Genomic DNA, 12,295 nt, shown 5'->3' with positions numbered 1-12,295 from the left:
GGGACGCGGTCCGGGTCTTGGTGGGAGTGGCAGACATGGCGGGTCCTGGTGGATGAGGCGGGCCCCCGGTAAGGGGGCCGCCGGGGGATCACTGCTCTGCGAACGCGCGCTCGAYCACGAAGTCGCCMGGCTTCGWGGTGTTGCCTTCCTTGAAGCCACGCTCTTCCATCATGTGCTTGAGGTCGCGCAGCATTTCGGGGCTGCCGCAGATCATCACGCGATCTTCGGTGGGGTTGAGTGCGGGCAGGCCCAGGTCGCGGGCCATCTGGCCGTTTTCGATCACGGTGGTCACACGGCCCTGGTGCTTGAAGGGCTCGCGCGTCACGGTGGGGTAGTACTTGAGCTGCTTGGTGACCATCTCGCCCAGGAACTCGTGTTGTGGCAGCTCCTGCGTGATGTAGTCGTGGTAGGCCAGCTCSTYSACCTSGCGCACGCCGTGCACCAGGATGACYTSCTCGAACTTCTCATAMGTSTCGGGGTCGCGGATSAAGCTCAKGAACGGGGCCACGCCCGTGCCGGTGGAGAGCATGTACAGCCGCTTGGCGGGCAGCAGGTAGTCGATCAGCAGGGTGCCTGTGGGCTTCTTGCCGACCACGATGGTGTCGCCCACCTTGATGTGCTGCAGGCGCGAGGTCARCGGGCCGTCSKGCACCTTGATGGAGAGGAACTCCAGGTGCTCTTCGTAGTTGGGGCTCACGATGCTATAGGCGCGCAGCAGGGGTTTGCCGTTTTCGCCGCGCAGGCCAATCATCGTGAAATGGCCGTTGGAGAAGCGCAGCGCGGTGTCGCGCGTGGTGGTGAAGGAGAAAAGGCGGTCCGTCCAGTGGTGGACCGTCAGGACGCGTTCGTCAAGAAAGGCGCTCATGGTGCGTTAGATGGAAAAGTTGGAAGCAAATAAGGAATTTGGCTGAAGAGCAGGGCCCCATGCGCTCTACAGCGCAATGTTCAGGCCTGAAAGCTTGTGGCTCACAACCCTCCATTGTTCCGCATCTGGCAAAGCCGCTTTTCTTTTGGTGATTGTGGGGAGCGTGGGCGCCAGCTTTTTGTTGAACTGCAGAAAGATTTCCATGCCTTCGGGCAGGTCGTCTTCGGCATAGATGGCGTTGGCCGGGCACTCCGGAATGCACACCGCGCAGTCGATGCATTCGTCCGGGTCAATGACCAGGTATTCCGGCCCTTCCTTGAAGCAATCGACAGGGCACACATCGACGCAGTCGGTGTACTTGCACCGAATGCAGGCGTCTGTCACAACGTGCGTCATTTTGGGGCTCCTCATGCACCATTTTTGGGGGCGCAAAAACACCATTGCAGAGTCTGATTGATTCCGCTACATTGACATCGAATGTAGTGTTCACAACATTTAATTTAAGTGAATGCTACACAAAATGCAATGCGCGTACAAGCACTTGCCACAATGCAATGAATGGGCCGCCACGATGACTGAACACACCAAGACCGACGGGCTACCTGGCATGGATGCGCCGGATCTGCCGCAGGTGCTCGAGCGCGCCCGGCCCCGCAACGAGCGCATGAACGCTGCCAAAGTCGAGTGCAATGCGTGTCCGGTGCTGTGCCAGATTTCCGAAGGCCGCGCAGGGGCCTGCGACCGTTATGCCAACCACGCGGGCGTGCTCGTGCGGCTGGACCCGGTGGTGCTGCTGCGCAAGACCCTGGAGGCGGGCGAGGCGACGCTGGTGCCGTTTGCGGGCCGCGCCCCGGCTGCACAAGACGCTGAGACCGCAGTGGTTCCAGCACCCAAATGGAACGGCGACCTGCTGCTGTCTGAAGAGGTGTTCGTGACSGGCGTGGGCTCGTCCACCACCTAYCCCGACTACAAGCCGGCGCCCTTCATCGTGGGTTCCCAGACCGATGGCGTGGACATGGTCACCGTGGTCACCGAGGGCATCTTCAGCTACTGCAGCTTCAAGGTGAAGATCGACACCGACCGCTTCCTCGGCTCCGAGCAGGCCAACGTGCGCTGCAAGGGCGAGGTGGTGGGCCATGTGACCACGGCAGAGTACGGCTCGCAGATGCTGTCGCTGGGTGGTGTGCACCACCTCACGGGTGGCACCAAGAAAGAAGGCCGCATCACCGCCGAGATGATGCAGGCGCTGGGCAACAAGCAGGCGGTGGAGTTCACCATCGACGGCGGCTCGCAGCTCGTGATCCAGGCGGGGCGTGCGCCCATCGTCAACGGTGTGGCCGAGGAGCGCATGCGCGTGGGCTGCGGCTCGGCGGCCATTGGCATCTTTGCGCGCCAGTTCTTCGGCCATGCGGACGAGGTGGTGGTGGTGGACGACCACATCACCGGCGTGCTCACCGAGCACCAGGCGGGCCGTTGCCTCGACATGAAGCCTTCGGGCATCCAGATGCGCGGGCGCAAGTCCACACCGGGCCGTTACTTTCAGGTGGCCAACCCGGGCATCGGCTGGGGCGGCACCGACATTGCCGACCCGCTGTCCATCATTGAGGGTTGGGACGAATCCGTGGCCTGGCCGGGGCTGCGCTTGTTGATGACCTCCACCACCGGGGAGCATGCCTCCTGGTACGTGCTGGACGAGCAACTCCATCCGGTCGAAGCCGAAATGCCGGCCGAGGTGCGCCGCATCGTGGACCGCATCGGCGAAAACTGCGAGCCCTCGCTGGCGTCTGTGCTGTTCCTTGGCGGAGCCGGCGGCAGCCTGCGCGCGGGGGTCACCGAGAACCCGGTGCTGCTCACGCGCTCCATCAAAAACGCGCTGGTCAACGTGACCTGTGGCGGTGCCCCTGCCTATGTATGGCCGGGCGGCGGTATCACCGTGATGGCCGACGTGCTGCGCATGCCGGACAACAGCTTTGGCACCGTGCCCACGCCCGCCATCGTGGCACCCATCGAGTTCAGCATGCGCCGCGCGGACTACGAAGCGCTGGGCGGGCACACCGAACAAATTCGCAGCCTGCGCGAAGTGCTGGAGCGCGGTGCGTGGCACAACGACGGTGCGCCGCAGGCGCGCGTGTGGCAGACCTTGCCCGCGGCCAATCCGTGGCCGCTGGGCCGCCCACCCCTGCTAGGCTGAGTGAGCCGCGCTGTGAACGCTTGCCGCAAACTCCTTTCCGACGGCCGCTGGCATTTCCAGCATGGCCCGATGGACCTCATCCTTCAGGCCGAAGGGGCGCGCGACGCCGTGGCCCACGCGCACGAGCGCGCCTGGCAACGTTTTGAAGGGCTGCTGCAGGAGCTGGTGAGTGAACTCCCTGGCCTGCGGGCGCCGGTGGGTGCGCACTGCACGTTGCAGGGCGTGGTGGCGCGTCGCATGTGGGCGGCCTGCAGCCCCTACCGCGCAGGCTTCATCACGTCGATGGCTGCGGTGGCGGGTGCGGTGGCCCAGGAAATTCTGGCGTGCTACGACCAGCAAGGCATAGACCGCGCCTGGGTCAACAATGGGGGCGACATTGCGCTGCACCTGGCGCCGGGCCAGTCGGTCACGGTGGGGGTGTACGCTGATATCGCTGCACTCAACGCTGCACAGATGCGCAACGGCTTGGTGCTGGATGGGCAGATCCGCATCGACAGCGCCATGCCGGTGCGCGGTGTGGCCACCAGTGGGTGGCGCGGGCGCAGCCAGTCGCTGGGCATTGCGGACAGCGTCACGGTGCTGGCGCGTTCGGCGGCGCAGGCCGATGCGGCCGCAACCATCGTGGCCAACGCGGTGGATGTGGCCGATGCGCGGATTGTGCACAGGCCCGCGTGGCAGGTGCGGGACGACAGTGACCTGGGGGCCATTCCTGTCACCGTGGATGTCCCTGCCTTGCCCAGGGAGCTGGTGGCCCGGGCATTGCACCAGGGGCTGCAAAAAGCGCAAGAATTGCAGTCCAGCGGCCTGCTGTGGTTTGCGCTGCTGGCGTGCCAGGGGCAGTTCGTGGCGACCTCGGCGCCCCAGGCGCTGGCGGATGCGGTATGGCCCCGGGATCCGGCGGTGGCATCGGAAGTTGGTTCAGTATTTGCTTAACGAAATGCACAGGTCTCCAGAATGATCCAGATACGACGCGTTTTCACCCATCTTGAGGAAATCCGGCACGAATTCGGGCCGGTGGCCGACGTGCCGCTGSTGCGCGGTGCCATCGGCGCGGTGCTGACMAAYCCSTTTGCGGGKCGSTACGAGCCCGACATCCTSCCSATGATGGACGCGCTGCAGGACGTGGGGCTGGACATGGCCCAGCGCCTCCTGAAGGCCATGGCGGTGCCTGCCGAGCGCATCGAGACCTATGGCAAAGGCGCCATCGTGGGCGCGGCGGGTGAGCTGGAACACGGCGCGCTSTGGCATGTGCCCGGCGGCTAYGCSATGCGCGAACTGCTSGGYTGGAAGGGCGACCGCRMSGCCTACRCCRMGGGCMAGGCSGAAGAGAAGACCGGSCAGCCCGSSAATGCGCTGTCCATCGTGCCCTCSACCAAGAAAGTGGGCGGCCCCGGTGCAGCGCTGGATGTGCCGCTGACCCATATCAACGCCAGCTACGTACGCAGCCATTTCGACGCGATCGAAGTGCGTGTTCCCGGCGCGCCCTCTGCCGATGAGATCGTGTTCATACTTGCCATGACCACGGGTCCGCGCATCCACGCCCGCGTCGGTGGGCTCAAGGCGGCAGACATCAGCCAGTGGAACGGCCTGCGCTGAGCCGCCCGCCGACCCGCACACCATCGAACAAGACAAGATCCCAAGGAGCCAAAAAATGCCAGCCAAGATTCGAAAGATCATCGTCCAGACCGACGAGGTCCGCGTGGAAATGGGGCGTGACGTTCAGCCCCCGGTGCGCAAGGCGCTGGCCATGGCCGTGATCGAGAACCCCTTTGCGGGACGTTATGTGGAAAACCTCGACGAACTCATCGCCATCGGCGAGGAGCTGGGAGGCCTTCTGGGCGCCCGCTGCGTGCAGGCCCTGGGCATTGCCCCGGGCGATGCGCACAGCTACGGCAAGGCCGCCATCGTGGGCGAGGCGGGCGAGCTGGAGCACGCCGCCGCCATCCTCCACCCCAAGCTGGGCGCACCACTGCGTGTGGCTGTCGAGAAGGGTGCCGCGTTGGTCCCATCCAGCAAGAAGATGGGCGGCCTCGGCACAGCCATCGACGTGCCCCTGGGCCACAAGGATGCGGCTTACGTGCGCAGCCATTTCGACGCCATGGAAGCCCGTGTAGCCGATGCCCCGCGGGCCAATGAAATCGTGGTGGCCGTTGTCGTGACCGACAGCGGGCGGCCGTTGCCACGTGTCGGCGGCCTCACGGCCTCTGAAATAAAAGGCGTTGACGGCCTGCGCTGAGCCCGGCGCGCGTACAACACACACCTGTCCTGTCTCACCCCCGTTCGATCTCTCTCCAACCATCCTTCAGGAGTCTCCCCATGATGATGCGACGAAACCTCATGCGTGCCACGGCTGCGGCTGCATTGGCCCTTACCCTGGCCCCTGTTTTTGCCCAGGGCGTGATCAAGATTGGCGAGGTCAACAGCTACAAGGCGCAGCCCGCTTTCCTSGAGCCCTACAAGAAGGGCATGGAGCTGGCGGTTGATGAGATCAACGCTGCGGGCGGCGTCAATGGCAAGAAGATCGAACTGATCACGCGCGACGACAACGCCAACCCCGGCGACGCTGTTCGCGTGGCCGAAGAGCTGGTGTCGCGCGAGAAGGTCGATGTGCTGGCTGGCACCTTCCTGTCGAACACCGGCCTCGCAGTGGCCGACTTTGCAAAGCAGAAGAAGTTCTTCTTTCTCGCGGGCGAGCCGCTGACCGACAAGATGACCTGGCAGGGTGGCAACCAGTACACCTTCCGCCTGCGTCCCGGCACCTACATGCAGGCCGCCATGCTGGTACCCGAGGCCGCCAAGATGAAGAAAAAGCGCTGGGCCGTGGTCTACCCCAACTACGAGTACGGGCAGTCTGCCGTGGCGGCGTTCAAGCAACTGCTCAAGGCCGCCCAGCCCGACGTGGAGTTTGTGGCTGAGCAAGCCACACCGCTGGGCCGCGTGGATGCCGGCAGCGTCGTGCAAGCGCTGTCCGATGCCAAGCCCGACGCCGTCTTCAACGTGCTGTTTGGCGCGGACCTGTCGAAGTTCGTGCGCGAAGGCAACACGCGCGGCCTCTTCAAGGGCATCGAGGTGGTCAGCGTGTTGACGGGCGAGCCCGAATACATGGACCCCCTGAAAGACGAGGCCCCCAACGGCTGGCTGGTGACCGGCTATCCCTGGTACGGCATCAACACCCCCGCACACAAGGCGTTCGAGCAGGCATACCAGGCCAAGTTCAAGGACTACCCGCGCCTGGGCTCGGTGGTGGGCTACAGCATGATCAAGTCGGCTGCAGCCGGTATTGCCAAAGCCAAGAGCACTGACACCGACAAGCTGGTCGCAGCCTTCAAGGGTCTGCAGGTAGACACCCCGTTCGGCAAGATCACCTACCGTCCTGAAGACCACCAGGCCACCATGGGCGCGTTTGTTGGCCGCACCAAGAACGAAGGCGGCAAGGGCGTGATGGTGGACTACGTCTACCTGGATGGCGCCGATGCCAAGTACCAGCCTTCCGCTGCCGACGTGAAGAAGTCACGAAGCGCTGATTGATTCCCCTAGGAGTCTGAGGCGCCTGCTGCGCCTCGGTCCCAGCAGACGCTACCGGCAGTCCGGCGCAGCCGGATTTCTGGTGGCGCTGGCGGGGGCGCGCCTGGCTTCTTTCATGTGCTGCGAGCGATGCGCAACACGGGTGGTGATGACTTGAGGGTTTTTCGAACATGAGTTTTTCGGGTTTCATCGTCCAGCTCATCAACGGGCTGGCGAGCGCGTCGTCGCTGTTCCTCGTGGCGGCGGGTCTGTCGCTGATCTTTGGCGTCACCCGCATCGTGAACTTTGCCCATGGCTCGTTCTTCATGGTGGGCATCTACGTCGCGTACTCGCTGGTCGAGCGCCTGAGCGGTGCCCTGGGCTTCTGGGTGGCCTTGCCGCTGGCCGCGCTGATCGTCGGCGTGCTGGGGGCGCTGATCGAGRTGGTGCTGCTGCGCCGCATCTACAAGKCGCCCGAGCTGTTCCAGCTGCTGGCCACSTTTGCRCTGGTGCTSGTCATCAAGGACGCCGTGCTGTGGCTCTGGGGCCCTGACGAACTGCTGGGCCCGCGCGCGCCGGRCCTTTCAGGCTCCGTGAGCCTGCTCGGGCGGCAGTTTCCCAGCTACGACCTGTTCCTCATCGTGGTCGGTCCGCTGGTGCTGGGTGCGGTCTGGCTGCTCCTCACGCGCACCCGGTTTGGCACGCTGGTGCGTGCCGCTACACAAGACCGCGAGATGGTGAGCGCCCTGGGCGTCAACCAGGCCTGGTTGTTCACGGCCGTGTTTGCGCTGGGCGCGATGCTGGCCGGGCTGGGTGGCGCACTGCAACTGCCGCGTGAGCCCGCGACGCTGGAGATGGACCTGCACACCATCGGTGCTGCCTTCGTGGTGGTGGTGGTGGGTGGCATGGGCTCCATTCCGGGCGCGTACGCCGCCGCCCTGCTGATCTCCGAGATCAAGGCCATCTGCATCTGGCTGGGTGTGGTCGATGTGTTTGGCCTGAGTGTGTCGTTTTCCAAGCTGACCCTGGTGGTGGATTTTCTGGTGATGGCGGTGGTGCTGGTSTGGCGCCCSTGGGGCCTGYTCGGCMGSCCGCAGGCGCCCAGCCGCTACGTGGGCATGCAGGARGAGCCGCTGCGTCGGCCTGGCAGGGCCTACCTGGTGGCGGCCGCCGTGCTGGGCCTGCTGCTGGCGGCAGCCCCGCTGCTGACCGCGCAGTCGCCGTACACCACGGTGTTGCTGATTGACCTGCTGATYGCAGCGCTGTTTGCGGCCAGCCTTCACTTCATCATGGGGCCTGCGGGCATGCACTCCTTCGGCCATGCCGCCTACTTCGGGCTGGGCGCCTATGGCGCGGCCCTGCTGGTGCGCTCGCTCGGGCTACCGATGGAGATCGCACTGGTGGTGGCGCCGCTGGTGGCGGCGGCCGGGGCGTTTGTCTACGGGTGGTTTGCGGTGCGGCTGTCGGGTGTGTACCTGGCCATGCTGACGCTGGCCTTTGCCCAGATCACCTGGGCCATCACCTACCAGTGGGACAGTTTCACGGGGGGCAGCAACGGCCTCACAGGCGTGTGGCCTGCGGCCTGGCTGGCAGACAAGCGCATGTATTACTGGCTCACGCTGGCGTTGGTGGGGGCAGGGGTGTGGTGGCTGCGCCGCGTGCTGTTCTCGCCGTTYGGCTATGCRCTGCGCGCGGGGCGCGAYTCKGTGCTGCGSGCCGAYGCSATCGGCATCGACGTCAAGCGCATGCAGTGGRCGGCGTTTGTSRTKGCGGGYRCGGCKGCWGGGYTGGCMGGGGCGCTSTATGCKTTYTCSAAGGGCAGCATTTCGCCGGAGTCGCTGGCCGTGGGCAAATCGGTGGACGGGTTGGTGATGGTGCTGCTCGGTGGCATCCAGACGCTSGCGGGCCCSGTGGTGGGCGCGGTCACCTTCACCTGGCTGCACGACACCGTGGCGCGCAACACCGACTACTGGCGCGCCATGCTGGGCGCCATCATCCTCATCCTGGTGCTGCTGTTTCCGCAGGGCATCGCTGGCACCATCAAACAGATTTTTGACAACATGCGCGACGCCAAGAACACCAAGGAGGGCGCAGCATGAGCCTCCTCAAAGTCACCGGTCTGGGCAAATCGTTTGGCGGCGTCAAGGCGGTGGATGGCATCCACTTCGAACTGGCGGCTGGCGAGCTGCTGGCGCTGATTGGCCCCAACGGCGCGGGCAAGTCCACCACCTTCAACATGGTCAACGGCCAGCTGCCTGCCGATGCAGGCTCCATCCAACTCAACGGCCAGGAGCTGGTGGGCCGCAAGCCCCGCGACATCTGGCGCAWGGGSGTGGGCCGCACCTTYCAGATCGCCGAAACCTTTGCMTCGCTSACSGTSGYSGAGAACGTGCAGATGGCACTGATCTCCAACGACGGTCTGCTGTTCTCCATGTGGCGCAGGGCTGCCGACCACAAGCGCGAMGAAGCSCTGGCGYTGCTCGACCAGGTSGGCATGAAGKCGCAGGCCGACCGGCCCTGCAGCGWGCTSGCCTATGGCGAYGTSAAGCGCGTMGAGCTSGCGATYGCSATGGCCAACGCKCCCAAGCTGCTGYTSATGGACGARCCCACCGCCGGCATGGCGCCSAAGGAGCGCAACKMRCTSATGGCGCTGACCAAGSAGCTSGTGRTCSASCGYARCMTGGCSGTGCTSTTCACCGAGCACAGCATGGACGTGGTGTTYGCCTATGCGGACCGCATGATCGTGCTGGCGCGCGGGCGGCTGATTGCCGAGGGCAAGCCGCTGGAGTTGCGCGACCACCCCAAGGTGCAGGAGGTCTACTTCGGCACCGGCAAGACGTTTGAGAAGAAAGCCGCAGCCAATGCGGAGGCGGCATGACCATGACGACCCACAACCCCAAAGAACTGCTGCTCCAGGCCAAGGGCCTGCAGGCCTGGTACGGTGCCGCGCAAATCCTGTACGACGTGGACCTGGACGTGCGCCGGGGCGAAGTGGTTGCGCTGATGGGCCGCAACGGCGCAGGCAAATCCACCACGCTCAAGACGCTGATGGGCATGCTGGCCAAGCGCAAGGGCAGTATCCAGTTCATGGGCAAGGACCTGTCCAGAACCGACCCGCACGACGCTGCCCGCCTGGGCCTGGGCTTTGTGCCCGAAGACCGCCGCGTGTTCACCGACCTCACGGTGATGGAGAACCTGGAAGTGGGCCGCCAACCCGCCCGCACCTGGCCCGACGGCACAGCCGCCCCGGTGTGGACGCCCGAGCGCCTGTTCAAGCTCTTCCCCAACCTGGGCGAGATGCCCCAGCGCCCCGGTGGGCGCATGAGCGGTGGCGAGCAGCAGATGCTTACCGTGGCCCGCACGCTCATGGGCAACCCCTATCTGGTGCTGCTGGACGAGCCCTCCGAAGGTGTGGCGCCCGTCATCGTGGAGCAGATGGCGCACATGATCCTGGAGCTGAAAGAGCAGGGCGTGAGCATCCTGTTGTCCGAGCAGAACATGCACTTTGCCGAGCTGGTCTCCGACCGCGCCTATGTGCTCGAAAAGGGCCAGATCCGTTACCAGGCCAGCATGGAAGAGCTGGCCGCCAACGAAGAGGTGCGGCGCGCCTACCTCAGCGTGTGAAGCAGAAGTTCCCCGGCCCTGGCCCTACCGGGCCATGGCCGATGTGTCAGTGCGTTCCCAACCGGAGTGTTCACCATGCAAACTGCGCAACGTCGTCGCTTTCTTCTTCAATCGGCCGCGCTTACCGTGGCCGGGGCCAGCTTCCCCGCCAGCTGGGCGGCAGGCAAGATCAAACCCGGTGAGCGAGCGGCGCTCATCGTGGTCGATGTGCAGAACTGTTTTGTCCCCGGCGGCACGCTGCCCGTGGCCAAGGGGGATGAGGTGGTGCCCGTCATCAACCGCATTGCCACAGCGTTTGAAAACGTGGTGGTCACGCAGGACTGGCACACCCAGGGCCACGCCTCTTTTGCCAGTGCTCACGCGGGCAAGAAGCCGTTTGAAACCACCAAGCTGAGTTACGGCCAGCAGGTGCTGTGGCCCGACCATTGCGTGCAGGGCACCGACGATGCCGCCCTGCACAAGGATCTCCAGGTGCCCAAGGCCCAGGTGATCCTGCGCAAGGGCTTTCACCAGCATGTGGACAGCTACTCSGCCTTTGARGAGGCCGAYCGCAAGACCKCCACCGGCCTGGSSGGCTACCTCAAGCAGCGYGGCATCAAGACSGTMTWTGTSRCSGGSCTGGCCACCGACTTCTGCGTGGCSTGGACSGCGCTGGACGCCAAACGCCTGGGCTTCGAAACCTATGTGGTCGAAGATGCGACCCGCGCCATCGACCTCAACGGATCGCTCGATGCGGCCTGGAAAAACATGAAGGCCAAGGGCGTCAAACGCATCCAGTCCAGCGACATCGATGTCGCCTGATGGCGCCCCACCCCGGCGCTTCGGCGCCGGGGTTTGACGGATTCACAACACCCCGCAGAAATGGTTGCGCAGCCGCTCCGCTTGCAGGGAAACTTGCGCCTTTGATGTAAGGAGCGTTTCATGAAATGTCGTGGGATGGAGGAGGGCAGCATCGACCGCCGTGTGGTGCTGACGGCCCTGGCCGCCGCTGCTCTGGGGGCCGCGGGCCCGGCTGCTGCCGAGACCGGGGTGACGGACACCCGCATCAAGGTGGGACAGTCGGCCGTGTTCACCGGTCCGGCCAAGGATTTCGGAGTGGACTACAAGGCGGGCATTGCGCTGGCGTTCGACAAGGTGAACAAGACCGGCGGCGTGCAGGGGCGCACGCTGGAGCTGGTGTCGCACGATGACGCGTACGAGCCCAAGAAGACCGCCGAGAACACGGCCAAGCTCATTGACGAAGACAAGGTCTTCGCCCTGATCGGCTATGTGGCCACCGGCAACCTTATCGCCGCCATGCCCCTGGCAGAGAAGGCGGGCGTGCCCATGTTCGCGCCGCTGGTGGGCACCACCTCGTTYCGCACCACACACAACCGCTACCTGTTCCACGTGCGCGCCAGCTACGAGACCGAGCTGCGCAAGATCGTGGGCCACCTCGCCACGCTGGGCATCAACAACATCGCCGTCATTTACCAGAACAGCGCGTTTGGCAAATCCAACCTCGACACCTGCCTGCAGATCGCCCAGGGCCTGAAGGTCAAGGTGGTCGATTCCGTGCCCATGGAGATCGCCGCCACCGACGCCAAGCCCCAGGTGGCGCAGCTCACCAAGGCCCAGCCGGGCGCGGTGGTGATGATCATGGCGGGCAAGATGGTGGAGGTGTTCCTGCGTGACTACCGGGCGGCGGGCGCGGCGTCGCCGCTGTACACCATCTCGGTGGGTATCACTGACGCACCGGGGTCTGCCCAGCGCCTGAACGGCGGCATCGAAGGGCTGGTCACGGCCAGCATCGTGCCCTCGCCGCAGGCCRKSCGCSTGGCCATCGTGGCCGACTACCGCAAGGACCGCGCGGATGCAGGCGAGAAGATCGACAGCTACACCATGCTGGAGGGCTATATCGCCGCGCGCGTGTTTGTGGAGGGCCTCAAGCGCGCAGGCAAAGCGCTCACGCGTGAAGGCTTCATCAAGGCCATGGAAGACATGGGCACCACCAAGATCGGCGACTTTCCGCTGGTGTACGGCCCGGGCAACCACAATGGCTCCAACTTTGTGGACCTGGAGATGTACACGCGCAGCGGGTCGCTGCGACGCTGAGAAAAAACCACCGAGAC

The 12,295-nt window shown here is 64.9% G+C and carries 12 protein-coding genes; 10 read left to right on the top strand and 2 right to left on the bottom strand.

Annotated elements, in window-relative coordinates; translation table 11 throughout:
* Nucleotides 1-88 precede the first annotated feature (88 nt).
* Complete coding sequence (locus AC04MI_RS06405; RefSeq protein ID WP_476497388.1) at nucleotides 89-865, bottom strand: ferredoxin--NADP reductase; 777 nt, start codon at nucleotides 863-865, stop codon at nucleotides 89-91.
* A gap of 66 nt (nucleotides 866-931) precedes the next feature.
* The gene (fdxA, locus tag AC04MI_RS06400; protein ID WP_056057161.1) at nucleotides 932-1,261 is read right to left on the bottom strand and encodes a ferredoxin FdxA; all 330 of its coding nucleotides are present in this window, start codon (nucleotides 1,259-1,261) and stop codon (nucleotides 932-934) included.
* Nucleotides 1,262-1,436: 175 nt separating this feature from the next.
* Here fdxA and AC04MI_RS06395 point away from each other — a divergent pair, with 175 nt between their 5' ends.
* The 10 genes from AC04MI_RS06395 to AC04MI_RS06350 all read left to right on the top strand — a co-directional run bounded on the left by AC04MI_RS06395 (nucleotide 1,437) and on the right by AC04MI_RS06350 (nucleotide 12,278).
* Entirely contained in the window at nucleotides 1,437-3,056 is a 1,620-nt protein-coding gene (locus AC04MI_RS06395; RefSeq protein WP_436076581.1) for a 6-hydroxynicotinate reductase, read from the top strand.
* Nucleotides 3,057-3,068: 12 nt separating this feature from the next.
* Nucleotides 3,069-3,989, top strand: a complete 921-nt coding sequence (locus AC04MI_RS06390; RefSeq protein WP_476497386.1) for a UPF0280 family protein — start codon at nucleotides 3,069-3,071, stop codon at nucleotides 3,987-3,989.
* A gap of 21 nt (nucleotides 3,990-4,010) precedes the next feature.
* Nucleotides 4,011-4,652 carry an amino acid synthesis family protein gene (locus AC04MI_RS06385; RefSeq protein ID WP_476497385.1) on the top strand — a complete coding sequence of 214 codons (642 nt, stop codon included), beginning with the start codon at nucleotides 4,011-4,013 and terminating at the stop codon, nucleotides 4,650-4,652.
* A 55-nt stretch (nucleotides 4,653-4,707) separates the two neighbouring features.
* The gene (locus AC04MI_RS06380) at nucleotides 4,708-5,292 is read left to right on the top strand and encodes an amino acid synthesis family protein (RefSeq protein WP_063461058.1); all 585 of its coding nucleotides are present in this window, start codon (nucleotides 4,708-4,710) and stop codon (nucleotides 5,290-5,292) included.
* Nucleotides 5,293-5,372: 80 nt separating this feature from the next.
* Nucleotides 5,373-6,584, top strand: coding sequence for an ABC transporter substrate-binding protein (locus tag AC04MI_RS06375; protein WP_436076579.1), 1,212 nt, complete (start codon nucleotides 5,373-5,375; stop codon nucleotides 6,582-6,584).
* Nucleotides 6,585-6,751: 167 nt separating this feature from the next.
* On the top strand, nucleotides 6,752-8,659 hold the full coding sequence (locus AC04MI_RS06370) for an ABC transporter permease (protein ID WP_476497383.1): 1,908 nt from the start codon (nucleotides 6,752-6,754) through the stop codon (nucleotides 8,657-8,659).
* Complete coding sequence (locus tag AC04MI_RS06365; RefSeq protein WP_476497381.1) at nucleotides 8,656-9,438, top strand: ABC transporter ATP-binding protein; 783 nt, start codon at nucleotides 8,656-8,658, stop codon at nucleotides 9,436-9,438. Before AC04MI_RS06370 ends, AC04MI_RS06365 begins: the two co-directional genes overlap by 4 nt.
* A 2-nt stretch (nucleotides 9,439-9,440) precedes the next feature.
* Nucleotides 9,441-10,184: an ABC transporter ATP-binding protein gene (locus AC04MI_RS06360; protein WP_056743121.1), complete on the top strand. Its 744-nt coding sequence runs from the start codon at nucleotides 9,441-9,443 to the stop codon at nucleotides 10,182-10,184.
* A 75-nt stretch (nucleotides 10,185-10,259) separates the two neighbouring features.
* Nucleotides 10,260-10,985, top strand: coding sequence for a bifunctional nicotinamidase/pyrazinamidase (pncA, locus tag AC04MI_RS06355; protein WP_476497380.1), 726 nt, complete (start codon nucleotides 10,260-10,262; stop codon nucleotides 10,983-10,985).
* Between the two features lie 120 nt (nucleotides 10,986-11,105).
* Complete coding sequence (locus tag AC04MI_RS06350) at nucleotides 11,106-12,278, top strand: ABC transporter substrate-binding protein (protein WP_476497379.1); 1,173 nt, start codon at nucleotides 11,106-11,108, stop codon at nucleotides 12,276-12,278.
* Nucleotides 12,279-12,295: the final 17 nt, after the last annotated feature.

The sequence above is a fragment of the Acidovorax sp. LjRoot204 genome, assembly GCF_056175785.1.
This window is presented reverse-complemented; position numbering and strand designations above follow the sequence as displayed.